25 protein-coding genes and 1 pseudogene are annotated in these 26,276 nt (G+C 40.8%); 7 read left to right on the forward strand and 19 right to left on the reverse strand.

Going from position 1 to position 26,276, the window contains the following annotated elements; translation table 11 throughout:
- Nucleotides 1-106: 106 nt before the first annotated feature.
- Both V8V91_RS23060 and V8V91_RS23065 read right to left on the reverse strand, forming a co-directional pair.
- Nucleotides 107-1,126: a hypothetical protein gene (locus tag V8V91_RS23060; protein WP_373397415.1), complete on the reverse strand. Its 1,020-nt coding sequence runs from the start codon at nucleotides 1,124-1,126 to the stop codon at nucleotides 107-109.
- Nucleotides 1,090-2,343, reverse strand: coding sequence for a molybdopterin-dependent oxidoreductase (locus V8V91_RS23065; RefSeq protein WP_373397416.1), 1,254 nt, complete (start codon nucleotides 2,341-2,343; stop codon nucleotides 1,090-1,092). The genes V8V91_RS23060 and V8V91_RS23065 overlap by 37 nt, the downstream gene beginning before the upstream one ends.
- Nucleotides 2,344-2,589: 246 nt before the next feature.
- Between V8V91_RS23065 and V8V91_RS23070 the strand changes: the two genes are divergently transcribed.
- Nucleotides 2,590-2,877 carry a pyridoxamine 5'-phosphate oxidase family protein gene (locus V8V91_RS23070; RefSeq protein ID WP_373397417.1) on the forward strand — a complete coding sequence of 96 codons (288 nt, stop codon included), beginning with the start codon at nucleotides 2,590-2,592 and terminating at the stop codon, nucleotides 2,875-2,877.
- Entirely contained in the window at nucleotides 2,865-3,125 is a 261-nt protein-coding gene (locus V8V91_RS23075; protein ID WP_373397418.1) for a pyridoxamine 5'-phosphate oxidase family protein, read from the forward strand. The genes V8V91_RS23070 and V8V91_RS23075 overlap by 13 nt, the downstream gene beginning before the upstream one ends.
- A 96-nt stretch (nucleotides 3,126-3,221) precedes the next feature.
- Here the strand turns inward: V8V91_RS23075 and V8V91_RS23080 are convergent, their stop codons facing one another.
- The 7 genes from V8V91_RS23080 to V8V91_RS23110 all read right to left on the reverse strand — a co-directional run bounded on the left by V8V91_RS23080 (nucleotide 3,222) and on the right by V8V91_RS23110 (nucleotide 8,330).
- Nucleotides 3,222-3,560, reverse strand: a complete 339-nt coding sequence (locus V8V91_RS23080; RefSeq protein WP_373400796.1) for a HopJ type III effector protein — start codon at nucleotides 3,558-3,560, stop codon at nucleotides 3,222-3,224.
- 30 nt (nucleotides 3,561-3,590) lie between these two features.
- Nucleotides 3,591-4,397, reverse strand: coding sequence for a metallophosphoesterase (locus tag V8V91_RS23085; protein ID WP_373397419.1), 807 nt, complete (start codon nucleotides 4,395-4,397; stop codon nucleotides 3,591-3,593).
- Between the two features lie 116 nt (nucleotides 4,398-4,513).
- A complete protein-coding gene (locus tag V8V91_RS23090; protein ID WP_373397420.1) occupies nucleotides 4,514-5,839 on the reverse strand; it encodes an ADP-ribosylglycohydrolase family protein in 1,326 nt (441 codons plus the stop codon).
- 40 nt (nucleotides 5,840-5,879) lie between these two features.
- Nucleotides 5,880-6,836: an NAD(P)-dependent alcohol dehydrogenase gene (locus V8V91_RS23095; protein WP_373397421.1), complete on the reverse strand. Its 957-nt coding sequence runs from the start codon at nucleotides 6,834-6,836 to the stop codon at nucleotides 5,880-5,882.
- Nucleotides 6,837-6,983: 147 nt separating this feature from the next.
- A complete protein-coding gene (locus tag V8V91_RS23100) occupies nucleotides 6,984-7,289 on the reverse strand; it encodes a hypothetical protein (RefSeq protein ID WP_373397422.1) in 306 nt (101 codons plus the stop codon).
- A gap of 22 nt (nucleotides 7,290-7,311) precedes the next feature.
- The gene (locus V8V91_RS23105) at nucleotides 7,312-7,809 is read right to left on the reverse strand and encodes a class I SAM-dependent methyltransferase (protein ID WP_373397423.1); all 498 of its coding nucleotides are present in this window, start codon (nucleotides 7,807-7,809) and stop codon (nucleotides 7,312-7,314) included.
- A 95-nt stretch (nucleotides 7,810-7,904) separates the two neighbouring features.
- Nucleotides 7,905-8,330, reverse strand: coding sequence for an OsmC family protein (locus tag V8V91_RS23110; protein ID WP_373397424.1), 426 nt, complete (start codon nucleotides 8,328-8,330; stop codon nucleotides 7,905-7,907).
- 350 nt (nucleotides 8,331-8,680) lie between these two features.
- Here V8V91_RS23110 and V8V91_RS23115 point away from each other — a divergent pair, with 350 nt between their 5' ends.
- Nucleotides 8,681-9,235, forward strand: a complete 555-nt coding sequence (locus tag V8V91_RS23115) for a DUF2911 domain-containing protein (protein ID WP_373397425.1) — start codon at nucleotides 8,681-8,683, stop codon at nucleotides 9,233-9,235.
- 1 nt (nucleotide 9,236) lies between these two features.
- Here the strand turns inward: V8V91_RS23115 and V8V91_RS23120 are convergent, their stop codons facing one another.
- The 3 genes from V8V91_RS23120 to V8V91_RS23130 form a co-directional block, all read right to left on the reverse strand.
- Nucleotides 9,237-9,677: a hypothetical protein gene (locus V8V91_RS23120; protein ID WP_373397426.1), complete on the reverse strand. Its 441-nt coding sequence runs from the start codon at nucleotides 9,675-9,677 to the stop codon at nucleotides 9,237-9,239.
- Nucleotides 9,674-10,519, reverse strand: coding sequence for a hypothetical protein (locus tag V8V91_RS23125; RefSeq protein ID WP_373397427.1), 846 nt, complete (start codon nucleotides 10,517-10,519; stop codon nucleotides 9,674-9,676). The genes V8V91_RS23120 and V8V91_RS23125 overlap by 4 nt, the downstream gene beginning before the upstream one ends.
- A 114-nt stretch (nucleotides 10,520-10,633) precedes the next feature.
- A complete protein-coding gene (locus tag V8V91_RS23130; RefSeq protein WP_373397428.1) occupies nucleotides 10,634-11,431 on the reverse strand; it encodes a zinc-dependent peptidase in 798 nt (265 codons plus the stop codon).
- A 177-nt stretch (nucleotides 11,432-11,608) separates the two neighbouring features.
- Here V8V91_RS23130 and V8V91_RS23135 point away from each other — a divergent pair.
- From V8V91_RS23135 to V8V91_RS23145, 3 genes and pseudogenes are all read left to right on the forward strand, one after another.
- A pseudogene (locus V8V91_RS23135) lies at nucleotides 11,609-12,780 on the forward strand (dicarboxylate/amino acid:cation symporter).
- A 124-nt stretch (nucleotides 12,781-12,904) separates the two neighbouring features.
- Entirely contained in the window at nucleotides 12,905-14,005 is a 1,101-nt protein-coding gene (locus V8V91_RS23140) for a hypothetical protein (RefSeq protein ID WP_373397429.1), read from the forward strand.
- Nucleotides 14,006-14,051: 46 nt separating this feature from the next.
- On the forward strand, nucleotides 14,052-15,392 hold the full coding sequence (locus tag V8V91_RS23145) for a TRAFs-binding domain-containing protein (RefSeq protein ID WP_373397431.1): 1,341 nt from the start codon (nucleotides 14,052-14,054) through the stop codon (nucleotides 15,390-15,392).
- Nucleotides 15,393-15,400: 8 nt separating this feature from the next.
- Here the strand turns inward: V8V91_RS23145 and V8V91_RS23150 are convergent, their stop codons facing one another.
- The 5 genes from V8V91_RS23150 to ygiD all read right to left on the reverse strand — a co-directional run bounded on the left by V8V91_RS23150 (nucleotide 15,401) and on the right by ygiD (nucleotide 19,758).
- Nucleotides 15,401-16,537 (reverse strand): patatin-like phospholipase family protein, encoded by a 1,137-nt coding sequence (locus tag V8V91_RS23150; RefSeq protein WP_373397432.1) that lies wholly within the window; start codon nucleotides 16,535-16,537, stop codon nucleotides 15,401-15,403.
- A gap of 124 nt (nucleotides 16,538-16,661) precedes the next feature.
- On the reverse strand, nucleotides 16,662-17,351 hold the full coding sequence (locus V8V91_RS23155) for a DUF5995 family protein (RefSeq protein WP_373397433.1): 690 nt from the start codon (nucleotides 17,349-17,351) through the stop codon (nucleotides 16,662-16,664).
- 38 nt (nucleotides 17,352-17,389) lie between these two features.
- Complete coding sequence (locus V8V91_RS23160) at nucleotides 17,390-17,737, reverse strand: hypothetical protein (RefSeq protein WP_373397434.1); 348 nt, start codon at nucleotides 17,735-17,737, stop codon at nucleotides 17,390-17,392.
- Nucleotides 17,734-18,831 carry a hypothetical protein gene (locus V8V91_RS23165; protein WP_373397435.1) on the reverse strand — a complete coding sequence of 366 codons (1,098 nt, stop codon included), beginning with the start codon at nucleotides 18,829-18,831 and terminating at the stop codon, nucleotides 17,734-17,736. Before V8V91_RS23165 ends, V8V91_RS23160 begins: the two co-directional genes overlap by 4 nt.
- 186 nt (nucleotides 18,832-19,017) lie before the next feature.
- Entirely contained in the window at nucleotides 19,018-19,758 is a 741-nt protein-coding gene (gene ygiD, locus V8V91_RS23170; protein ID WP_373397436.1) for a 4,5-DOPA dioxygenase extradiol, read from the reverse strand.
- 353 nt (nucleotides 19,759-20,111) lie between these two features.
- Here ygiD and V8V91_RS23175 point away from each other — a divergent pair, with 353 nt between their 5' ends.
- A complete protein-coding gene (locus V8V91_RS23175; protein WP_373397438.1) occupies nucleotides 20,112-23,207 on the forward strand; it encodes a WD40/YVTN/BNR-like repeat-containing protein in 3,096 nt (1,031 codons plus the stop codon).
- Nucleotides 23,208-23,214: 7 nt separating this feature from the next.
- Here the strand turns inward: V8V91_RS23175 and V8V91_RS23180 are convergent, their stop codons facing one another.
- Together V8V91_RS23180 and V8V91_RS23185 are read right to left on the reverse strand one after the other, a co-directional pair.
- A complete protein-coding gene (locus tag V8V91_RS23180) occupies nucleotides 23,215-24,672 on the reverse strand; it encodes an aldo/keto reductase (protein WP_373397439.1) in 1,458 nt (485 codons plus the stop codon).
- A 3-nt stretch (nucleotides 24,673-24,675) separates the two neighbouring features.
- Nucleotides 24,676-26,154, reverse strand: a complete 1,479-nt coding sequence (locus tag V8V91_RS23185) for an APC family permease (protein ID WP_373397440.1) — start codon at nucleotides 26,152-26,154, stop codon at nucleotides 24,676-24,678.
- Nucleotides 26,155-26,276: the final 122 nt, after the last annotated feature.

Below are 26,276 nucleotides of genomic sequence, written 5' to 3' on the forward strand. Positions count from 1 at the left end.
GCTGAGATTGAAAAAGAAGTAGTGCCAGAAAAGCAACAAGAGGGGATTTCATAGAGGTGATTGATGTTAAATTGATCAATAAATATGATAATTAATTTGTGAAAGCTTAAGCCTGACTGATTTTTACTTTGACGGATTTACTGGCAGGCGTATTACTTTTTCGGGCTTTGAGTTGAAGAGGAACCAATTCATTGCATTCTGGAAAGTAGGTGGCAATACATCTTCTGGGAATGTCATAAGGAATAATGGTCAATCCCACTACTTTCCGGGTCTTCTGCCCGTAAGAGTTATATAATGTAACAGGTTTCTGAAGGTCTAGTGCAAATGTAGCAATGTCGGATTTATTCATTAGCACCACCGTCCGGATGCCATAAATACCCCGATACCGATCATCCATCCCGTAAATCGTGGTATTGAATTGATCATGACTCCGAATGGTCATCATCATCAGTTCATCTTCCTCCAGATGGTAATCGGGCAATGAATTAACAGTAAACCGAGCCTTACCAATGTCATTCGTGAACGTTCCTTTTCTAGGGCCATTGGGAAGTTCGAAAACGGCATTGTTTTTCAATTTCTCATTAAAGGACTCGAATCCTTTCACTGACTTACTGATTAATTCACGGATTTGATCATAGTCCTGGATCAGTGAATCCCAGTTGACTATTTTATTTCCCACCGTTCGGGAAGCTATTTGCGAAATGATATGGGGCTCACTAAGCAAATGTTCCGACCTAGGCTTTTGATTCCCCTGAGTACTGTGCACCATTCCCATGGAATTTTCAACCGTCAATTTCTGGATTCCAGATTGCTCCTGGATAATATCAGTTCTACCCAAACAAGGAAGGATAAAACCAATATCTCCAGGGTAAAGGTGTGAACGGTTCAATTTGGTGGAAACATGAATCGTCATGCCACAATTTTCCAGCGCTGTTTTGGTATAAGCAGTATCCGGGGCTGCCGAAAGTAAATTCCCTCCCATGGCCATGAATACTTTTCCAGGCTCTTCGTGCATTAATTGTATCGCAGCTACCACATCTACTCCATGTGCTCTTGGTGGTTCAAAATTAAACGTAGAGGCCAAGCTTTCTAAAAACTCTTTACTGGGTCGCTCCCAGATTCCCATGGTGCGATCCCCTGCACATTGCTATGACCCCGGACAGGGCAAGTGCCAGCCCCAGGTTTCCCAATACTGCCCTTCAACAACAATAGGTTTACAATTTCCTGGATATTATCCACGGCATTGACATGTTGTGTTAGTCCCATGGCCCAGCAGGCGATGATTTGATGGCGTTCGGTCAAGAGCTGGATTAATTGGTCAATTTGATCCATTGGAAGGCCTGTTCGCTCGATCAATTGTTGGAAATCCTGAGTTTCCAAGTGGGATTTGAAGGCTTGAAACCCATCTGTTTTTTCATTTATAAATGCTGAATCGATGATGTTTGGACGGTCTTTGGCCAATTCCAAAAGTTTTAATGAAAGGGCTTGAAATAGGGCTACATCCTCATTGATCCTAATTTGCAGGTATAGGTCAGCAATTGAGCTTCCAATTCCGAGCATTCCAGCAACAGATTGAGGGTCTTCAAAACGGATAAGACCTGCTTCCTTGAGTGGATTGATGACCACTATTTTCGCACCATGGCTTTTCGCTTTTTTTAGAGCTGAAAGCATTCTTGGATGGTTCGTCCCAGGGTTTTGTCCAACTATCAAGATCAGTTCCGACTGGTAAAAATCTTCCAGTTTTACCGAACCCTTTCCTATCCCCAAAGTATGGCTTAAGGCTACCCCACTGGATTCATGGCACATATTGGAGCAATCGGGCATGTTGTTCGTTCCAAAAATCCGAACGAAAAGTTGGTAAAGAAATGCTGCCTCGTTGCTGGTTCTCCCCGAAGTATAAAAGATTCCATCATTGGGCGATGCCAAGCCGGAGAGTTTCGATGCAATGGTATCAAATAGCTCATTCCAGGAAACTGGTGAATAATGAGCTTCGCCTTTTTTGATCCTCATCGGTTGGGTCAACCTTCCTTGATGCCCCAACCAGTAATCCGTTTGATCCCGCATCATTTCAATGGAATGACGCGCAAAAAATGCGGCATCCGCATTAGCATCCATCGCTTCTTCTGCGATGGCTTTCACTCCATTTTCACAGTATTCACCAAGTTTTGATCGATGTGAAGGGTCTGGCCATGCACATCCTGGGCAGTCAATCCCTCCTTTTTGATTTAAATCGCCAAGGATTTTAAAGGTCTTGCCTAGCTTCATAGCTTCAAAAGCTTTGCTCATAGCATGATATACTGCTTTAGGGCCTGCAGCCGAATTTGCCGGTTTTCCTGTTTTCATACAACTCTTCAAGGATTGTTTAAAAATACGATAAATCAAGGAATGATCCTGTTGGAAGTTTTTACCTCACATTGGGTAAGTATTGACAAAATAGTTTGAAGGTACCCTAGTTGGATTGACAGGTTAATTGTCATTGAATTTATTTAAATAACTGTTTGTCAGTTGTTTGTATTCTGTTCCGTGTATTTTATCGTTGTTTGGAGTGAGGTTTGCAACGAGTTAGGTGAATTAGATGAAACAAATAATATGGAAACTTCAACAAAAGAAACAAAACAAAGAAATGTGGAAAATCTTAGTGGGAAGGCTGCGGTGAGTAAAATCCGAGAGATGGTAGATTCTTCAGGCTTATGTTTTTTTCAAACTGAAGTATCATTTGACGAAAACCAATCCGCAAGACCGATGAGCATTCAAAAATCGGATGAGGATGGAACACTTTGGTTTCTAAGTTCTATAGAAAGTGCTAAAAATGCCGAAATAAGCAATAATCCAAAAGCAAGACTCTTCTTTCAAAAACCAGTTCCATGGAATTTTTAGAGCTCAGGGGTACGGCAAAAATTTCCCAGGATAAAAAGATGATTCATGAACTTTGGGATGGAATCGCCAAAAATTGGTTTCCCCAAGGCAAAGACGATCCAAGAATTTCAATCATTCAATTTTCTCCGGAAGCAGGACATTATTGGGATACCAAGCATGGCGCTGGTTTGGCAGGAGCCAAAATGCTCTTCGGCCTGGTGACAGGTAAACCCATGAAGGTAGGAGTTGAAGGGGAATTGGATGTATAAAAATCTTCAGGGAAAGCAGCATCCCAGAAGTGCGGAATGCGCATAAGTTAATAGGTTTTTGAATCGTGAAAGGATCCGGAAGTTTTCGGATCTTTTTTATAAGGGAGTTAATGCCTCTCCTTCAAAAGAGATACCTTCCCAACCCGTTTTCATGAAATTCCGGATATTTTGATGGTCAACCCCTTCTTGATTTTTTAAGACATCTATTCGGTAATAGTCACCAAATAATTGAAGTGTTTGTGAAGGATTTAAACTCATCAATTTCGCAAAAGAAAAGATTTTACATGACCCATTATTTTGGTTGGATTCATTGAGTAAAGATCCATTTTGGAATCGGGTAGGAGTGAACTGAAAATGTTCGTCTATGTATTGGATTACTTCCTGAAAGTTGATGTTCTGAGGTTCGTGTTGAATTTTTCTAGTAAAGACATTCAGTAATTAAATTCGAATATTTTGAATAGTGGATCAGAGTGAATGACCATTTAGGACTGTGCCGTCTTTCACGGTTTTGAGGTAGGTGATGGTTTTTCCATCTTCCAAAATTTCAACTACACGATAGGTATGGAAAGGGTTGCCCCAGCTTCCTCCAAAATGACCATCCCAAAGATATGGTTTTCCCCGATTGATCATGATTCCATCCACATCATGATCATGCCCATGAAATACGGCTTTGACATTTGAGTAGTTGCTAATCGTTTCAAGCAACTCATCACATTTTACCCCATGTCTTGTCCAGTCATTTTGTGATATATGGATGAAAACAAAGACATGAGATAGCGTCCTATACTCCTCTAATTTTGATTTCAAATAAGTTACATCTCCGCAAAGGTATTCTCCAGCTTGATTGGAGCAGTTTAGTAAAATCACCCCTGAATCATCTTTGGCTTGAAAGGAGTGATTTTCTTGATAACCCCAAATATTTTCCCATTCACCATTTGCTACGCGATCATGATTTCCACGAGTTACAAAATAAGGGGACTTTAGGGAGTCATAATACATTTTTACCTGGGGTAAAAAATTAGGGTCGTCATGAACCAAGTCCCCATTAAACACCACAAATTCTACTTGTTCCTCTTTGTTGATGGATTCCATCAATACAGAATGGGTTTGGATGTAATCCGTATTTGGTTGACCGAAATGCCCGTCAGAAGCGACAATAAACCGTAATTTCTTTGGCTCATTTTGAATGGTTTTACTTAAGCTATCCAGAGGAATAGATAAAACCGCCGTTGAAAATAAGGTGAGTTTCTGAAGAAATGGACGTCTTTGCATAGTGGGTTCGACTTTGGACTCCTTAATTTCTTAAAAGAAATTGATTTTGAGGCGGAGTTAAAGATTAATTACCTGTTAAATGTGCAACACAGGGGTGATGTAGAGGTTGGGAAAAGCTACTTTAAAGGAATAATCCAAGTATTTTCTTTCGTGTCAACTTTTCCATTCATTTCATTCAAAATCACTCGTTCAGTTATGGATATGCCGGTTTTTGCCATGTTTTCAAAGGTGTCAATTCCCCCATTGGGAAAATTAATTCGCGTTCGATGGATATTAAATTGATTAGAAAAGGTCCTTCCAAATGCTTTTTCGATTCCTTCTTTTCCAATCATAAAACCAAGCATACCTCCCCAAGTAGCGGTGGGATTATCAGAATCCCAACCTGCCAAAGCCCCAATTTTAATCGTCTCAATTATATCGCCTTCTCCGTAGAATAAACTGACTAAGCTCGACGCAAAGTTTATTCCTGCAGCAAAACAACCATTGCAATAGAGGTTTCTGGACGTAATGTCATATCCGTCCAATTGTTCAACTTGGTATCTGAAGTAAACAGAATCCCTCGCTTGCTCCCAAGGAATTCCCGACTCGTATTTTGATTTTACAAAGTCATACATTTGAGAGGGATACGAAGATTCAGGCAGGACATGTTTTGCTTCTTCTGCCATCCAAAATACCCGGTCTTTTCTACTCATTGTGGTATCTTCCAGGGAAGCTAGGGAATACATGGTCACATAAAAATCAGATATCCAAGCGGCTTCATTTCTGGCAGTAGTCTGTATGGGTAATTCTGCCATTTTCCTGGCAATATCCGGCCGCCCAGGAGCAAATAAACCAAAGATTTCAGTGGTCAATTGAGCGTCAATCATCTCAAAATGCTCATTCAATTCCGGATCACTGGTTTGTGGGGGGATAACACCTTCTTGCATCAAATCGAAGGCCTTTTGATTGGATACCCACAAGTAATTCTCTTCCTCTGATTTGATATGATTCAACCAACCTGCTCTTATTTGTTCTCCTGAAAGAAAAGAAGTCTGGTGTTGATCTAAAAGGAATTGATATAGATATTCAATATCCGTATCGTCATCGGATCCCCATATTTCGTCTTCATCAGCAAATACGAAGTCAATGGTCGGAGATAAATCACTTGGGATCCCTTCTGCCCAAATACTCGGTTGGTCAGGCTGGCCCCAATCATTTCTAGTGTAAAAATCTCCTGTTTTTATGGTTCCTATATTCCCGATTTTATCCATTTCGGTCACTAAGCCCGTCCAGTTGGCAATGCATTCTCCCAACCAAAAACCATAGAGTTGATCTTGGTATTTAGATTTAGAGAGGACAAGTTCATTCGACTGTTTTTCTACTTTTTTATTTTCATTACAGGACATGAAAATGATCAGGGAAGCGATCAGGAATGGATTCAAAAAGCTTTGACTGAGTTTCATAGGAGTTAAGATGGGCAAGTTTTGTTCAATACGAAATGTCCTAATGGTGAATGATCACATTTCCTGTTTTCTGGCCAGAAAGCACATATTTATAGGCTTCTGAGATTTCACCCAAAGTGAAGTTTTGGTCAATAACCGGTTTGAATTTTCCTTTTTCCAATAAATCGATCATATAAGGAATGGTTTTCTTCAAACTAAAGGGGATAGGGAAGATGACTTTTTTATTCTTACTGAATTTTGTGGCAAGAGCGAAAAGTACATTTTGGGAATTAGGTCCCAATTCAGAAGAAATGTAAATGCCATTTTCTTTTAGTATGGGTTTACAGGCGCCAAAGGTGCTTTTACCGACCGTGTCAAAAACAAAATCATATTTCTCGGTAGTTTGGGTAAAATCCTCCTTGGTAAAATCGATAATTTGATCAGCTCCGAGGGATTTGATTAAATCAATATTCTTAGTATTGGTAGTGGCGGTGATGTGAATGTCAAACATTCTTGCAAACTGCACTAATGCAGAACCAATTGCTCCAGTGGCCCCATTGATCAGCATCGTTTGACCAGGTTGAATCGTCACATAGTGGATAAAGGAGTAGGCATAATGAGCTCCCTCCAAGGCCGCAGCTGCTAAAGGAAAATCGATGTTTTCAGGAATGGAGTAGACCAAATCTTCTTTGACACATACCTGCTCTGCTTGAGACCCCAATCCCATGTCAAAAAAACCGAACACCCGGTCTCCAGGATTAAAGGATTTTACCCGGCTGCCTGTTTGCATCACTTCTCCTGCAAAGTCAGTCCCCAAAATAATTTTTCTGGGTTTGGAAAAGCCAAGCATCAATTTCATGATAAAGGGCTTACCAGTAAGGTTGGCACAATCTGTTCTATTTACGGTGCTTGCTTTTACCCGAATCAATAATTCATCCTCTTTGGGGATTGGGTTCGGAAAGTTTTCTATGGTAATAGAATCTTGATCTCCATACTGACGCCTTACTGCTGCTTTCACGTATATGCCGTTGAAATGAAAAATTTTCGGCTTCCTGAAAAAGCCTTAAAAGGTTCAAAAAACAAATAATATTTGAATTAATCCAAAAATGGGGACAAAATGAAATCTAGTATCAGGAGCCGTTTGATGAACTTGATCTGAAGGATTTCAATCAGAAGGAGGTTTTATTCCGATAGCCACGACAAATTCTCCAGGTATGTCATACCCAGTAGCTGTTTTGTAAGGCTGAATAGACTCGATGTATTCTTTTTGTGCTTCTTCTTTGGTCTGTTCATCAAATCGTGAATAGGCCATTGCTACCGGTCCGCCCATAAAAGATGCTTGGCAAGCCTCCTCATCACTGGAGTAGGGTAGGTTTACTTCAATTTTTGGATGTTGATATTGGTAAAACCAGCTTTTGCAAAGGGAAATTTGATTACATCCTGTTCTCCCAAACTGAAAAACATGGGGCAAACATCTGAACTGACTCTTGCATCTACAATTGGGAATATTTCTGCCCAACCACATTTTTTCTTGACCCCCAAATAGCCACTACTGCCCTTCCTCCTGGTTTTAATACTCTATACATCTCTTTTAAAGCATGGTCTGGATCAGGAAAATACATGATCCCCAAGGCGCAGGTAACTAGGTCAAATGAGGAATCTTCTACATCCAGATTCTCGGTGTCCATTCTTTTAAAACCAACATGAGGGTAGCCTTTCGCTTTTGCTCTTTGGGAGCCGATTTTCACCATTTCATCTGAGATATCGGTAGCGAGAATACAACCTTCTTCACCGGTCAATTCTGCTAAGCGAAATGTGATTAATCCAGTTCCCGCTGCAATGTCCAGAATACATTCCCCAGGTTGAACTTGAGCTGTTTCCAATAATAAATCATGAGCCGGCTTCAGTTGCTTTTGCCAACTTTCCTCATAGTAAGCAGAGGCTTTGTCCCAGCCGTATCTTTGAACTCTTCGTTGTAAATCAGGATGCATGACAGTGGGTTAATTAGTTTCAAATGCTACTTTTCTAATACAATGTTGTGCTCTTGAAAACACATCTAGATAGGGACTGTGTTTATCTCCTTGGTCTAGTACCTGTTCCACTTCCTCTTTACTGGCTGGACTTTTACTTTTACTAAATATTCTACCACACCATACCCGGGAGGAGAATCAGACGTATCAAACAATCCTCCGTCGTCATAGCTTGCAGAAATATGAACTTCTAGACTATCAATTGGCACATCCATTCTAGAGGCCCACATCATATACCCAATGGCGAGACAACTTCCCAGGGCAGCTCTTCCTAAAACCCCTGGAGTTGGACCGGTTTCACTACCGCCCACTTGACTTGGCATATCTGTATGATATACGTAATCACCTTCACGGATTTCACAGGATAAACCTCTGGTAATTCGTGATACCGATACTCCGGTTCCCAATCCTAAAGTGGGTTTAAGGCTTAATGCCTTTTGGGTCCTTATAAATTTATTTTTAATCAACTCTTGCTCTTCCATAATCTTGGGCTTAAAAATTTTAAAAACGAACCTCTAGTTTTTATAAACTAATCATCCCTTGACTTGATGGTGCCTAAAAGCCAGGAGATGCTACCATGATTGAATTTCCTTGGTAGTGGTAATTATGCCTGCTTGAATAGAGCAATACATTCCTTCAAAAATCCAAGCGTCAAAACTTAAAAAAAGCTGTTCAGATAATTCTTATTGAATTTATCCATATTTATCTAAGCTTCCAAAAATCAATGAGTTAGAGTTTTTAGGTAAAATGGGTTTTGTCATATAGAATCCATTTTCTCAAGGTTTTTTGTTTTAATATTGGGTACTATTCTTAACCAAATAAAATAGAATCGATGAAAAACCTAATTCTTTCCATTTTACTCCTTGTAGGGATCGCATCTGTATCCGACGCACAGACATTTAGAGGCCCCGATAAAAGTCCAATGGACGTAGCTTATTTGCCAGACAACTTTGCTCATGACCGAAAGCCTGGTGAAAAGGCGATCGCTAAAGCTTACTACAGTAGACCGAATAAAGCCGAACGAGTAGTATTCGGAGGAATAGTACCCTTTGGTAAAGTATGGAGACTTGGAGCGAATGAAGCGGTGGAATTTAAAGCTTTTCAAGATTTGACTTTGGGAGGCAAATCACTTTCTGCAGGCACCTATTCCATGTTTGCAATTCCAGGAGAGAATGAATGGACCATCATTTTGAATTCAGATTTGGATTATTGGGGAGCATTCAGCTATGATGAAAGTAAAGATGTTATCCGCTTTACCGTTCCATCCAAAAGCAGTGAACAAGTGGTCGAATCTTTCTCAATTCGTTTTGAAGATTTAGGAAATAACAAAGCAGTCATGAGAATAGGTTGGGATCAGACCATGGTAGAACTACCGATTTCCTACTGATTTATAGGAATTCGTTCATAAACTGAATAAAAACGGGATAGTCAGAGGGGATTGTCCCATGACCTCCATCATGCATGTAATATCCCAACTTGTTATGGATTAGAGAAGTGTCTCCCGCTGGAGGCATTTCATTTCCTTCTGGCCCGTTTTCCCCGAAAAGTTGGTATACTTTACTCGCCTCTTGCGCAGCGATGAATTCCCCCTTGGGATCGGACCAATAATCGGTACTTCCTGTTTGGAGTAAAAGCGGGCGAGGAGCAATCATAGCTACCAAGGAATGGGCATCAAAAGGAAAATCTTCGAGATGAGTGGAGTATTCATGGTAGTTGGGAGCAAACTGATATGCATACCTGGATGGTGCAGACATATGTTTGATGTTTTCTCCATAATCCCTTCTGGCAATGGCGGCACCACCTTCTCCGGAACAACTCGCGATGATCATTTTGAATCGGGGATCCCGTATCCCTGTCCACAGAACCGTTTTTCCCAATCTGGAAAACCCATTAGAGCGACTCGATTTTCATCTATTTGTTGGTCTTTTTCGAAATAGTCCATGGCTCGACTCAGTCCCCAGGACCAAGCTGAGATGGTTCCCCATTCGTCGTTTTTAGGTTTGGTCTCACCCGGTTTTAGAAACTCTTTTCGAATTCCATAGTCAAAACCGTCTTTGAAATCGGGATCAATGTCACCATAGTACACCGTGGCAAACCCATAGCCAGCAGCTATAAACTGCTCCACATTGGTAGCCCGGAATCTACTCGGTTGATCTGCCCTCACCTTTTGGCCTTCTCCATTCCATGTCTCTCCAATTCTTATTTCAGGGTCATCTACAGCTTGGTTATTGGCAGTAAATGAAATCGCAAAAAACAAGGGAGTTGCTTTAGTGGCATTTTTTGGCAGATAGATCAAAAGGTCCATTGGATGCTCCTGGCTGTTATCGGTAAGGTAAATTCTGACTTGTTTTCGAATTGCTTTCCCGTTGAAGGCTTTTCCTTCAGCTTCATAATATTCGTAGTTGATTTTTTTAGGAGCTGGCGGGGTATTACCGTATTGTAAATCAGCTACAGCTTGAAGTAATTCAGGTCTTCGTTTTTTGGTCCAGGTGTTGGCATCTTTTACGGTTTGACCATTTTCCAAGGTTAACAGGTCTGGAAGGCTGTAAGGAGGAATTGCCTCCTCGTCGTAATTAACTGGAAACCCGGCAACTTCCTTAGGTGGCTCTTGGGCTTGAGTTATTATACTTGAGAAGTAATACATAAAAAAGAGAAGGAATAATTTTCGCATCGAAATGGACAGATTGGATAAAAATCAATTACAACTTGAAATAAAGAAGATATTTTTCAAAAACTATCCTGCATTGGATTAGTCTGTAAAAAATTGTATATCAATCAGTTGTGTTTAAATTTTGCTGGCTAAATCGGTCTTAAAAACTTGGGAAAGTATTTGATATAATTCAGGATGCTTCTTTTTAAGTAGCTTTGGCCTTTCGAAAAAATACTCACTTACCACAGCCAAGAATTCTTGTCGGTTGGTTGCACCGTAGATATTGATATCACTTTTTCCAGAAATAATTTCGGAAGTTGTTGAATTGATCATATGAAGCCATGGTAAGACCATTTGATGGTTCATAATTATATTGGGTATTCCGTCAATACTACCATCCTGTTTATCAAATAAATGGACAAACTCATGAATTCCTACATTGGATTTATCGCTTTTATTATCGAACCCCTGCCAAAGAGCTGGTTTTGAAAAAATCACTACATTATTCATTGCTCCTCCACTACCTACCATTCCTGAAGTATAACGGTGGTCACCTGTGAAGTCAAATTTTTCAGTAAATAAATCTGGATACAAAAGTACTTCACAAAGACTATTGTATTGCCATTCAGGAAATGCAAAAATGGGGATTACTGCACTACTTGCTACCAGTAAACGATCTTCATCATTGATTTCGCATTTTACTCCTGTAATCTTCACTCTTTTCAAGAATTCTAATACATCAGATTCAAACCGAAGTTTTTCTCCTGAAGGAAGTTTGGAATAAAATTGCACTTCATTCTCTAAAAAGCTTCTCCAATTTGAAGGGAAAAGTTTAGGGATTTCTAATCCACTCTTTTTTGATTTGGAAAAGTAAAAAGCCCAAGCCAACATGGCTAAAAGAAAGGCTGCGAAGATCAGTGTAAATAAATTCAAGTCAAGAAATAGGATAGCTTGTTCCGATTACAAGATAGGAAGAATCGATTTTCTGCATCTATGTAATAGGGTTAATTATTGACCCCTCCATTCCAATCTACCAGCCTATTCCTTTATCTTAGCGGACTTAATCATAAAGCCTTGTTACAGGTTTAATTTAGAAAGTCCCTAAAAAAAATGAAGAGTTTATTTTCAAATTTATTATTTAAGGTGTTTATAGCCATTGTTTTGGGTATCCTGTTTGGCCTCTTTTTACCCGAATCTGTCAATAGGATATTTGCCACCTTCAATGCATTTTTTGGTCAATTTCTGAATTTTGCCATTCCTTTAATCATTCTGGGATTAATCATGCCGGCAATTTCTGATCTGGGGAAAGGAGCCGGAAAACTCTTATTGCTCACTGCTGCCATTGCATATGGGTCTACCTTGTTTTCCGGGTTTATGAGCTACTTTACTTCCTCTACCATTTTCCCATCTTTGTTGGCTTCTCATGTGAACGAAGCCACTGAAATAGCAGAGGAAGGGAATGATTTAGTGCCTTATTTTAGTATCACTATTCCAGCGGTGATTGACGTGATGTCCTCCCTGGTTTTGGCATTTGTGATTGGTTTGGGATTGTCCTATCAAGAGAATTCCACTTTGAAAAAGGTAGTGAAGGATTTTGAGAAGATCATCATGCAAGTGATTGAAAATGTGATTATTCCACTCTTGCCCTTATTTATTTTGGGGATTTTTGCAAACATGGCGTTTAGTGGTCAGGTGTACTCCATCCTCTCCGTATTCCTGAATATCATCGGAGTGATTTTTGCCATGCATATCTTCTTGTTGATTTTGCAGTATGTGATTACCGGAACCATTGTAAAGAAAAATCCCGTGAAGTTATTGTTGACCATGTTGCCGGCTTATTTCACGGCTTTGGGGACGCAATCCTCCGCTGCCACCATACCAGTGACTTTGGAGCAAGCAGAAAAAACGGAGTTTCTCCGAAGATCGCAGGCTTTGTCATCCCACTTTGTGCAACCATTCATCTATCGGGAAGTATTATGAAAATCACTGCCTGTGCGATGGCGTTGATGATCTTACAGGGACTTCCTTATGACTTTGGAATGTTTGCCGGGTTTATCTTTATGCTGGGAATTGCCATGGTCGCAGCACCAGGAGTGCCGGGAGGAGCAATCATGGCTGCCATTGGTGTACTTCAGTCCATGCTCGGGTTCAATGAGGAAATGATCGGATTAATGATCGCGTTGTACATTGCGATGGACAGTTTTGGGACTGCTTGTAATGTGACTGGAGATGGAGCGATCGCATTGGTGGTGGATCAAGTGACGGAAAATAGATCTGAATAATTGATTGAATTCAACTTTCTAATAAAAAAAGAAGCAAGTATTCAAGGGGTTGTATCAAAGGATTTTATCCAGATATGGTTAAATTTAGGGGAGGTTTTCACTGTTGATTTTTTAACCATTGTCCATGAGTACGATCAAAGTTTTTCTTTCCAGTAGAGTCAATTCTTCATTTTCCAATTTGGATTCGGGTAAATCCCTCAAGGATCTAAGGAAGTTTTTACAAGTTGAATTAGAGAAAGAATTATTCCTCCAAGAGCAAATTTTTGATGTACTCATCAATGAAGGGACTTTTGATTCTACTTTGTCTAAGGATGCTTTTGAGAACTGCATGGAGACCTTGAGGTCTTCCCATGTGATCATTATCCTTTACAATGGGGAAGCAGGTTGGCCCATTGCAGATTTGGATTCTTCCAATGGGATTTGTCATGAAGAGTATTTGGCAGCCTTGCAGGAGTTCTCTGATATGACCTTTGGCTTGAATATCAGCCAGTTTTTTAAACTCCCTACCAAAGGACCAGCCTATGAAAGGAATCGAAGTTTTGCAGATGATATGGCCAATGACTTTAAACATTTTGAAACCATTGATGCCAGGGACTTTGAGGAATTGAAAGAAAAGTGCCTAATCCAGATCAAAAGGTATCTCTTAAAAGCTTTGGAGAAATCATTCGAAACCCAGAAAAGAGTGGTGGCAGGTTCCTCGAGTATACCTGAAACTTTGGATTGGAGCAAACTTTCCTATCCGGAGCGAATTCTTGAAATGAAGGAAACCTTGCAAACATCATTGGATAGAAATCCTGTTTTTTTGGATTCCATTTGTAATTATTATGCCGTGCCGGATAGCATGTCGGTAGCGGATGCCAGAAACCAGTTAGGGAGGCCTTTTTTATATGAACAGAAAGAAATTATAGGAAGTAACAAGTCATCCGGGGTGATTCATTTTATCGCAGTTTATGGAAGGGTGACTTCCTCACAAGCCAAAGGTCTGGTAGGTTATCCTGATTTGGCAGTCATCAAAACTCCTTTTGGCTTTTACCTATGGGAGAAAAACTTACATATTCAGATATTTTTTCTTCAAAGCTGTGTGAATTCAAGTGTCATCAGATTGAGAATTGGGGAAATAGCCATCTGGCTGAATTCCTCCAGGGAAAAAGTAAACATTCAGAAAAGGGCAGAAAAGAGGTATAGTATTCTGAAGGCCATCAATGAGGCGAAAATCACTGAATAACTCAGAACAGAAGTTGAGATAAAATTTTACTTGAAACCATAGCGCTATGAAACCTTTATGTTTTGTGATTATGCCATTTGGGAAAAAACCGGATGCCACTGGAAGGATCATCAATTTTGATCAGGTATATGAAAATTTTATCAAGCCTGTCATTGAAGAATCTGGATTGGAATCGATTCGTGCTGATCAGGAAATGATGGGGGGAATTATCCATAAACCCATGTATGAGCGTTTGATTTTATGTGATTTTGCAATCGCTGATTTGACAACGGCCAATGCCAATGTCTTTTATGAATTGGGGATCCGATACACTGCTAAGCCATATACCACCTTCAGTATTTTTGAAACCGGTACCAAGATCCCGTTTGATTTGGTGGATGTCCGGTGCTTCCCGTATACCATTGTGGAGGATGAAATTTCTGAATTGGAAAGTAAAAAAGAGGCTTTAAAGGAATATATCGCTGGCGTTAGGAAAAGTAAGGTGACGGATAGTCCGGTTTATCAATTGCTGGATGGAATAGAATTCAAACACAATCTCTCCTCTGACAAAGTAGAGATGCTCCGGGAAAAAGCGAAGCAGGAAAATGATGTCAGTGAGTTAATCCAAGAGGTAGTTGAGTCAAAATCCAACCCGGATAAACCAGCAGCATTGGCAAAGCTGGAAGAAAGCCTGCCTGATAAAGAGGATTGGGATGCTTCTTTAGCCATTAATTTCATGTTGGCCTATCGGTCAATAAATGCTTATCCGCAAATGGTTACCTATATCGAATCGTTACCGGACCATTTAAGAACTACCGTCATGGTTCAAGAACAGTATGGGTTTGCATTGAATCGTTCAGGAAATAAAAATAAGGCCATTGATGTACTTACTGCGATTTTGGGTGATAAAGGTTCAAATAGTGAGACGCTTGGGATTTTGGGCAGGATTTATAAGGATAAATACATGGAAGCGAAAGGTCAAAATGAATTTTTGGCCAAAGGTTTCTTGGATAAGGCCATTGAAATCTATACCGAGGGCTTTCAATCTGATTTACGTGATTTTTATCCAGGAATAAATGCGGCCACATTGAAATTTGTTAGAGGGGACCAGGATTCAGCTGGTTTTGCCAATGTGGTGGAATACTCGGTTTTGACCTATCTATCCAAGAAAGACAAAGTGTCAATGAGAAAAGCACCTTCAAATTTTGATGGATATTGGCCTCATGCAAGTTTGTTGGAGTTAGCCATTCTCCAAAATAATAAGGAGAAAGCATTCACTTATTTATCCAATGCCATTGCTACAGCTCATGAAAGTTGGCAAACAGAATCCACCGCCAATAACCTTGAGTTATATCATTCTCAAGGAGATTGGGTGGCACAGGTTATTCAGGTTTTAATGGAGAATTAAGAAAATTGTCAGTCAAAGTGATACTCTTTCACGGAGTCTTTGGCTGCTGCTTCACCGATTTTATAGAGTTCTTCCCGGTTTTCGGCATTGCTCATTTCTATGAGACTTGCCACATCTTTTTCCGTGTAATTTTTACCCAAGGCTAAGCCATTGAGTTCATTCTCGGTGATGGGGAAATTGTATCTAAGGTATTTGATCATGGGTTTGCCACCGATGTAATCATCTCTCAATGTCTCAATTTCCATATCTATGTAATGGGCAGTAGGGGAGTTGGACAGCCATTGAAGCATAATCTGGTTTTGCCAGCTCGCATCCTGCATCAGCATATCCGGTACATTCATGGCCCAGGTTTTCATCCAGGCTTCTTTGATCTCACCTACTTGTTTTTTGAATACACTATAACCTGTCCCTACAGAAACCACACTTAATTTATCCTCTCCCATTTCCCAATGGAATGGGAATCCTCTTAAAGTAGCTACCATTAGTAAAGTCATGGACGGATTGTTTGCCATACTCACTCCACCATCCACAAATGCCGCTTGTTGCCCATCGCCTACATCTATCATTTGCGGTGCAAAATAGGTGGGAGCGGCACTACTTGCTCTGACCGCCTGCCAAAGCGGGATGTTTTTATTTTTTCCCAAACTGGTGTCAAAAAATTTCCCCTGAGGGTGGTTAATTAGGGGCCATACGCTATTGGTATCAGCTCTTTTAGCGACAATACAAAGACCGGTTTTGATTTGATCGCTACCCAAGGTGATGTCTCCAAAAGCTCCTTTCAATGATTTTTCCAACACCGTATAATCGTAATTGGCCTTCAGGAATTTCCAGGTTTGAAGGGGATTCCAAAAGCTATATTTTTTACCGAAAATCTTCCCTCCTAGATCCATATAGAGATCTTTAATTTCGTCTACTTTCATTCCTATTGCCAAAGCAGTAGCGATAATGGAGCCCGTGGAAGTACCGCCGATTAAGTCAAAATGATCACACAAGAGATAATCTTTGCCGTTTTTATTTTGCAGTATGGTCTCGATCTTTTTGAGGTACCCCAAGCTCAACGCGCCTCGGATTCCTCCTCCATCTAAAGAAAGTATGTTTTTGGGTTCACCGGTAAAAGAAAGGTGATCATGCAGTGTCTTTTTCATGTTCTAAAAGTCTAAAAATTAAATTCTTATTTAAGTTACGTTTTTTCCTTGTGGGTATAAAGCTGCGGGTAAGGATTTTGAAGTCAGGTCGAAAACAAGTAGGTAGTTGAAATAAAAGGCACACTTAAAAATCAATGGCAAGAATCCTATTTCGCTTTAATACACTCCTTTCTAGTTTGGCTCTTAGAATTTCTCGGTGTTCTATTCCTTTCGTTCCCAATAACACACAAGCTTGATCCCAAACTTCTTTTCTCCAATGGGTAATCAGAGAAGATATGAGGTATTCATCCAGGTTACCAAATACATGATCCATCCATTCCATCAAAAGATCCGAGGGATTGATCAGTTCATCCTGAACTTGATCTATGGAAGCAGCAATTATTTCATTGACCTTACAATGGTCCTCATAGCGTAGTTGCTGCTCTTCACGGCTTAAATGGGGCCATTCTTGGTTAAGGAGATCAAATAACGTCAATACCAAGTCATAATTGATATGCGCATTTACTCCCATTAATAAATATTGAACCTGGCGTAAGTTGAGTTCGGCGGTACAGTGATGCACCTCTTGCCATATTTTTGGGGAGGTTTTTCCGCAATCATAACATTCCAAGGCATCAAAGTAATAATTGGCAAATCGATGAAGGAGAGTAATGATCCAACTGGTGTCATGAAACTCATCCATTTCTATCGCCTGAAACATATTTCCTGTCATGAGACGGTAACAACTTAAAAAAACCTGCCGATCATCGTTTTTGGTTTTCCAGTCCCTGATAAGGAAATCCATTCGGGTTAACACATCCAAATTAGTTGCCATCACTAGAATCGTTCTTTGTTAAAAGTGAGAGATTCATATTAATCTCCCCTCTTGAGATATTTAGAAATGCAATGCACCACGCCTTGCCTTTTAGCGAAGCTATTGAAGTCTCCAAGACGGTGTACGGTAAAGCCGAAACTTTCCCAAAGTGCCTCCATATGATCATCCAAAACAGCTAGAGAAGCATATTCTCCATGACCGAATGTAGGTAAATAGACATGCTTGCCTACCTTTTCACTGTTTTCTACCAAGCAATTGTTGGAAGTGATATGATGCCAATTTCTGACAGAGGCTAGATCATTTTCCCTGGCGCCAAGGTAAAGGAGGTCTTTCAAAGCGCTATTGATATCTTTGTCATCTGGATTTTGGACGGCGAGGTCCCTCAAATAAGAAATTGGGATTTTTCTACCTGTGAACTCAGGATAATGCACCAAAGGGTCCGGTGAACGATCACCCCTTGCTTTTTAAAAGATCGGGCAATTTCATCATAGGCTTCTTGAAGATTATGACGACGGTTAGGGAATCCCATGAGCTCGTTGCCTAATTGGGGAGAGCCGACCATGATTTCAAATTTCCCGTCTTCATTCTTTCCAATCAAACTGATGAACATATCCACATGAAAAATAGGTTGGAATGGACCGGTTCCTACTCCCACAATATCCAGAATGTATTCGTCTGATTCTTTATTGCCAACATAAGCTGATATTGGAATTTCTTTTTTAGTCCCCGCCACGAACATCGGTCTGTTTTTATCCAAAAAATCAGAAAAACTCTGACGGACCAGCTCTTCTATTTGTTGGCCTGTATTGACTCTCAGAGGTAGGGTTTGATCTTGGATTTGATGAATGGTGTCCTGGTAATAGTCTTTTCCCAATATCCAGAAATCATCTGCAACCAGGCAATTTCCACCCTGAAAAATCAACGGTGCCTGGCTTGCATTGATGTTGGTGTATTCTTCAATACTGTCTGCCAATAATTGATCTCCGGAACGAGGGAATTCCCAAGGTTCCATTAAATAATAAGTTTCGTCATAAGCGTCCTTTAATGCCAAATAGGCATCTTCCGCCCAGTCGGTAAAGTCCACATAACTAGGGATAGGAACCCAGGAAATCAAATTGGATTCATGGCCTACTGAGCTAAACCAGGATTCAATGGTGTCTCGGTCCTGTTCATAATGTACTATGATAAACTTGGTTCCTAAACGAAGCGCTTTGATGACAGACCGATAGGCCTCTGTCCTTTCGGAGGCTCCAAAGTGGGGGACAGAAGGAAAAGCGAAAAGAATGGTATCAATTACCCCTTTATATGAGCTGATCAATTCAGGTGTTTGAAGACCTGGAGTGGGACTTTGGGCTTTTGTTTCAAATCCTGTAGCGGTAGTTTTTCCTCTGGTTTTCCCTGCTTTAAGCTTGTCTCCAAAGATGCGCATGTCTTTGGGGGCATCTGGGTGAATGGCAAAAAAGATCGATTGATTAATCATTGATTTCAGATTAATTGAAAAAGTTTGATACTAAAATTTAGCTGCTTTCAAGAAGAATTCAAAAAAATAAGAGGATGCAAAAAAATAATGTAAGGGGCATTGATAATGACCCCTGGATTGGATAAGGTTTCCCTAGCCTAAAAACTAACTTTTGATTATCCGTCCCAGGAAAGCATTCGTCCTATTTTAGGCCCCAATTTTAACAGAGGTCATGGTCAATGAACCTGCCAAGGGTTTATCATTGAATAATGAAATCTCCTCATTTTTATCCTGCAACCCGAGGGTGTATAATAAGGGTAAAAAATGTTCTGGTGTTGGAATTGACAGTTGAAAAGCTCTCCCTTGTTTAGAAAACTGAATTAGGTTTTCATGATCCCTATTCAAGATAAATTCACTCATTATTTGACTTGCTTCCTCCGCCCAGTCAAAGGCATAATTTTCGTTCAGTCTTCTCCAATCTACCATTCGTAAATTATGGACTAGGTTTCCACTTCCCACAATCAACACTCCTTTGTTCCGTAATGCTCGAAGTTCCTGAGCCAGTTGATAGTGTTCTTGTGGGCTTTTTCTGTAATCAATACTCATTTGAATGATCGGGACATTAGCTTCTGGATACATATGCCGGATTACTGACCATGCTCCATGGTCCAACCCCCATTGATCATCCAGGTGAACCTCCGTGCTTTTAACCAGTTGTTGGGTTTGTTTGGCAAGAGCCGGACTTCCTGGCGCTGGATATTGGACCTCGTACAACGCTTTTGGAAATCCACCAAAATCATGGATTGTAGTAGGGAAATCCATCGCAGTGACTTGGGTTCCGGGAGTTTCCCAATGAGCAGAAACTACCAGAATGGCTTTGGGCATTTCTATTTCAGAGGATACTTTCCTGAAACCATTCACAAATTCATTTTCTTCTATGGCATTCATGGGGCTTCCATGACCTAAAAAAGAACTGGCATGGTTGAAGTGTTTCCCAAAGACTCAATAAGTTGTTTCATCTCAATTGAATTAGCGCTTTTCTAGTGGTATAAACTCTGGATTTTTAACCCCCTTTGCATATCCATGTTTGAATTGGTACTTCCTAAATCGAGAAGTTAAAGGACAAGTTCCATTTCTAGGACAAAGATTTTACCAATCATATGGACCATTGAGTTTTCAAAAAAGGATAATGAACCCTTTTTAATTTTTGTTTTATCTTGACTCCTCTAAAAGGAGGTTGAAAATGTCAATACCTTTTAGAAGATTTCATCTAGATTACTAAAACCTGTCACCTGTCCCAAATGAAGTTTAAGCTTACCTTTTTGTTGCTTTTTGTAGTGATTGGCCATGCTATTTTTGCTCAATCTACCGACCTCTCTGGCCTTCAAAATTTGAATGTCAGGAATGTGGGGCCTGCCAATATGAGTGGAAGAATTACGACTATAGGCGTGGTCACTTCAAATCCAAAAATCATGTACGTAGGTGCAGCCTCAGGAGGGGTTTGGAAATCTGAGAATGGTGGTTCGGCTTGGAAGCCAGTTTTTGATGATCAACCCACACAAAATATTGGAGCCTTGGCGATCCAACAGAGTAATCCGGAGGTGATTTGGGTAGGTACAGGAGAGGGGAATCCCAGAAACTCCATGAACTTAGGTATGGGGGTTTTTAAAAGTCAAGATGGTGGAAAGACCTGGCAACATATGGGGCTAGAGGAAACCAAAACCATTCATCGAATTATCATCGATCCTAAAGATGCCAATACAGTGTATGTAGGAGCGATGGGGGATCCATTCACTGCCAACGAACATCGAGGTCTTTATAAAACTACAGACGGAGGGAAAACTTGGGAGAAAATTTTGTTTTCCAATCATCAATCGGGAATTGCTGATTTAGTCATGCATCCTGAAAACCCAAACATACTTTTTGCAGCACTTTATGAACATAAGCGAACTCCCTATTATTTCACTTCGGGCGGTTCTGGTTCAGGTCTTTATGTCACCAAGGATGGAGGGGTAACCTGGCAGCAACAAGGAGAAAATGAAGGATTACCTGCTGGAGAGCTGGGAAGAATCGGCTTGGCAATTTCCCTGTCCAATCCTCAAAGGATGTATGCAAAAATAGAAGCGAAAAGAAATGCCATCTATAGGAGTGACAATGGAGGGAATACCTGGCAGTTGATTAATGATGATCCAAAGTTTGCAAATAACAGACCCTTTTATTTTCAGGATTTAGCCATTGACACCGAAGACCCCGACAGGCTGTATAATATTTACCAGCCTTTGTCGGTGAGTTATGACGGAGGAAAATCATTTGATCCGGTTCCCATGATCCCTGCTGACGAAACCAAAGGGATTCATGCCGATTTTCACGCATTTTGGGTCAATCCAAATGATGCACAGCATTTTATTATTGGAGGCGATGGAGGATTAGGAATCACCTATGACCATGGGAAAAGCTGGTATTTTCCTGAGTCAATTCCAGTCGCCCAATTTTATCATGTGGGAGTGGACCATGACGTTCCTTACAATGTCTATGGTGGAATGCAGGATAATGGCAATTGGTCTGGCCCGGCTTATACTTGGAAGCGTGGAGGAATAAGGACCTTGTATTGGCAATACCTCGTGGGAGGAGATGGTTTTGATATTGCTCCAGACCTTGATAATTCAAGGTTTGGTTATGGCTCTTCTCAAAACGGTGATTTATATCGATATGATAAAATAACCGGCTACTATGTCAGCATTCAACCCCCGGCTCCGGACTTAGCAACTAGTTTACGGTTTAACTGGAATGCTGGGTTTGCAAAGAATCCCTTTGATTCCAATTCTGTCTATTATGGATCACAATATGTCCATAAGACCCATGATAAAGGGCGCACTTGGGAAATTATTTCACCGGATTTGACCACCAATAATCCTGACCATCAAAAGGCAGACTATGGAGGATTGACATTGGATGTATCAGGAGCTGAGCGCTACAATTCGATTTTAACAATTGCTCCAAGTAGCCTAAATGACCAAATTATCTGGGTAGGAACCGATGATGGTCAAGTACAGTTGACTACTGATGCAGGAAAGACCTGGAAAAATCTTACGTCCAATATCCAGGAAATGCCTGAAGAAGGTTGGGTTGCCCAAATGGAGGCTTCTAGGTATGAAAAAGGGGCGGCTTGGATGGTGGTCAATAATTATAGAAAGGGTGATTATACGCCATATCTGTTTCAAACCAAAGACTTTGGGAATACCTGGCAACGGATGGCAGACGAAGATCAGGTGAGAGGGTATGCGCTTTCTGTAATCCAAGACCCAGAAGAGTCTGATTTAGTATTTCTTGGCACCGAACATGGATTATGGATAAGCTTCGACGAAGGAGAAAGTTGGGAGCAATTTCAAAATGGATTTCCCTCAGTATCAACCATGGATTTAAAAATTCAAGAACCGGAATCTGCCCTGATCATCGGGACTTTTGGTAGAGCAATATGGATCCTAGATGATTTACTTTCTCTTCGGGAAATTGCTTCAGGTAGGCTTAAATCTGGAATTACCGCGTTGCCTATGAATGATGCGGTCCAAGTCAAAGGCTTGTTTATCAATCCTCCAGGCAATATTTGGAGCGGTTTTAATACCACTTTTGAAGGAGAGAACAAAGTGTTCCAACAAACGAAGATTCCTTTTTACTTGTCAGAAACCCCTGAGGAAAACAGGTCGGTAACTGCCAGGATTTATGATGCCGAAAATAGATTGATCAATACGGTGGAATCTTCTCAATTGGAAAAAGGGCTGAACTATATGATTTGGAAATTGGATGAGCATTCTTCCTCTTTAAGACCGAAAGGGACCGATGAATTTTCAAGAGACATTCCTGTATTGCCAGGAGAATATAAGATAGTACTTTCCTTTGGGGAGTATCTTGATTCCACCGCTGTCCAGGTAATTCCTGATCCCAGATTTAACCTGGATCCCAAGGTAGATGTGGAACTGTACAAGTATAGAAAAGCCATTGATGTCCAGGTGAAAAAGCTTGCAGAGGTCTTAGGGTTGATGGATGAAAAAACAAAGGTGGTAGACCAGCTGATTGAAAAATTAGAAGAAGGAGAAAACAAGAATCCGAGTTTAGAATTGGCTAAGAACATGAAAGCACAACTCCAGGCTCTTCGGGCCCAGGGACAAACCCCTAGGCCCGAAAGACAAGTAGGAGCTTGGCAATCCTTTGAGTCTTCTCCCTACTCAAAAGTCCAGGAGGTATTAAAAATTGCGGCAGCTCAAACTCAACTACCCTCTATTCAGCATCAGGAAATCTTGAATCAGGCTACTGAACTGGTGGAAGAATATTCAAAAACCGTGGATTCATTTATGGGAATAGAATGGAAAACCTTTGAATCGAAAGTAAACCTGGATTAGCAGCAAATTAATCAGCGGAGGAAATGATTGCCTCCGCTTCTATTTCTACGAGGTAACCTTCACCCACTAATTTGGCTTCTACCAAAGTATTGGCTGGGTTGATTCCTTTAAACCGTTCTCCATGTGCTCGGGCCACGGGTTCCCAGTCTTTAATTTCATTGACAAAAATCCTAGTCCTTACCACATCTTCCAAAGGACCTCCAAAGGAGGTAAGGACTCCCTCAATTTTATCAATCACAAAATGGGTTTGGGCTGCTGGATCCAGGCCGCCTATTTGATCTGGGCCGTGAGTGGAGGTAGTGCCGGAAATATAAACTCTATTTCCATCTTTTACCGCCCTACAATAGCCGGCATATTCTTCCCATTCTGTTCCGCTGAAGATCTGTTCGCGTTGCGCTGTTTTCTGAATAGGAGTGAATGCCTTTGGGATGGTTTCCAAATGGTCACTGAGATCTCCCGAAGCGGTTAAGAACGGTGGTTTTCTGTATTCGTCTCCACAATCTCCGGGTATGGGGGTTAAACTTCTTTGAGCTTCTTGGATAAGCTCAAGATCTTCCGCTTGTAAATTGATTTCAAGCAGGTTTTTATTGTCTTCAATATGTTCGCTCTCTCCCAAGCGTGCACCTACGATGATGGCTGCAACATTGGGGTTCTCCAAAATAAACCGCCCCGCAATGTTGGCTACTGATACTTGATGTTTCTCCGCTACCTGCTTGAGGGTTTGTAATAATTGTTGAAACACATCCCAGCCACCGGCAGCATCTATGAAGCGCTTGTATTTCATTTGAGACCAGGTTTTGATTTCAGAATTGCTGGGTTCAGCTTTTCCTACCCATCTGTCCGTTAAAAAGCCTCCGGCCAAAGTACCAAATGCCAATAATTTGACATGATACGTATCACAGACCTGTTTCATCTGTAGCGTAGCTCGTTGGTCAATTACCGAATGGCAAACTTGATTACTTACAATAGGGATTCCACTGGCACATGCAATTCTCAAATGGGCAGCATCAAAATTAGTAACCCCAAGGTGTTGGATCAGTCCTTCTTCCTTCAGTTCATTTAAATAGAATAGCCCATCAAGCCAGCTTGGGTCAGGGTAGTACCATGCATGGAATTGCAACAAATCTATCGAGGTTTGTTGCATCCTGTCAAGGGCAGTTTGAATGGCGCTGCGAACATCTGATCTGGTGATTTTCCCTGGCTTCGGAACCCATTTGGTAAACAGTTGAATCTTTTCTTTTTCAGAAAGGCTGTTCTTAAATGTCCCCGCAATAATTTCACTGGAACCATAATGGTCCGCCATATCAAAAGAAGTAAATCCGGAATCAACATAGTCCTGCATGTATTTTGAGGTGGCGACAGGATCCAACGTGTTTCCATCACGCTCCATATCTGCAATTTGCCAAAGGCCGGTGACGATCCTCGAAATCTTTAAATTTTCTGCTAATTCAATATTCGGATTCATGTGTTATTCAGTAGGAAGTTTCAAAAATGTGTTTGTCAAATCAGGGTCGTGTTTTTTCAACTGCTTCCACTTATAAGCAAAAATAATACTTGCTAATCCCATGACAATAAGCCAGATAGGAGTGGAGTGAAAATACCACGATGTGGTTTCTGATGTTAAATCCTTATAGGTGTGGATGGTCAGGAATGCTGATAAAGTCAGAATCCCGGACCAGGCTATTAACAGTTGGGTTTTTCTGTTTTTTACCACCGATATTTCTTTCGCTAGCTGGGGATTAATCCTTGGAATGGCAACCAAGGTGATACACATCAGTAAGAAATTGACCATCATGGAGGTCACCATAATATCAATTCCCAGAAAAAAGTCACCTGCAAAATGGGATCCTATAACCCCAATACTTGCCATGCAACCTGCTACTAACAGGGCGACATAGGGTGTGTGATTTTGAAGATGAACTTTAGAAATTGCAGCAGGAAAGATACCGTCTTCTGCCCAGGCAAACATCAATCTGGAAACAGACAACAACATCGCTGGTAAATCATTAATCAAAGCAATGGCAGCCCCAACTAAGATAGCCACTCCCCAGCCTGATGGCAAAACATAGCTCAATAAGCCAGGTGCTGAAATGTCTTTTTTCAATGCTTCTTCCGCCACAAAGCTCCAAGGGACAATATGGTAAACTGAAGCCGAAAACAGGAAGTAAAATGCTCCCACCCCCACAATGGCCAATACAATTGCTTTCGGAAGATTTTTAGTTGGATTTTTAGCTTCTCCTCCAGCCTGAGCAATGGAGTCAAAGCCTATGAAACTAGAGAAAAGTAAAGCGGCTGCAGATAGAAACACTTTCAAGTCGAATGGCACTACGGGAGTAGGCTCAAAGTTTCTGGATTCCTTTTCTTGTAATGCTCTCAAAAAATCACTGGCGTCAAAAATTAATCCTGAGAAGATTACAATTCCTCCCAAGGCAAACATCAAAAACATCATAGGAAGTACGATTTTTTCGTATGATTTTATTCCTTGGATATTGATCAGGACAAAACCCCAGATGATCCCTAAGGCAAGGGAAACTCTAACCCAGCCTACCTCAAGAGTTTCAGCAATGCCATTCCATCCAAAATTGGAGGAAATATCCCGAATAAATGGGATGGTTAAATAGGAGATGACTCCGATGACTATGGAGAGCCCAAACCATTGGGAAAAACTAGCCACGAAACCCAAATAAGGGTTGAGCCCACGACTTGCGTAGATGTAGCTACCACCAGCTCTCGGCATAGCGGAGGATAATATTCCATAGGCAAAAGCGGCAAAAAGGGCAGGAATAGCGGCAAAAAAAAAAGCAGGTAAGACGTAAGGGCCTATTCCTGGAACATTCCTTTGAATCATAAAAGGAACCACATTGATGGAAGCTCCAAGCATAGAACAGACTCCCGTAGCAATCAAGGCCAAAAGTCCCATTTGCCGAGTCAATTTAGTGTTGCTCACTTAGGACGGTATTAGTTAGTGAATGAAAATGGATGAAACCAATAAATACTATTTGCGGAAGATAGTTTTTTCATGCCATTTCACTCCATTTTTTAGACCAATGGTTGGAGAATATGAACGAG

The organism is Algoriphagus halophilus (assembly GCF_041729275.1).
Taxonomy (GTDB): domain Bacteria; phylum Bacteroidota; class Bacteroidia; order Cytophagales; family Cyclobacteriaceae; genus Algoriphagus; species Algoriphagus halophilus_A.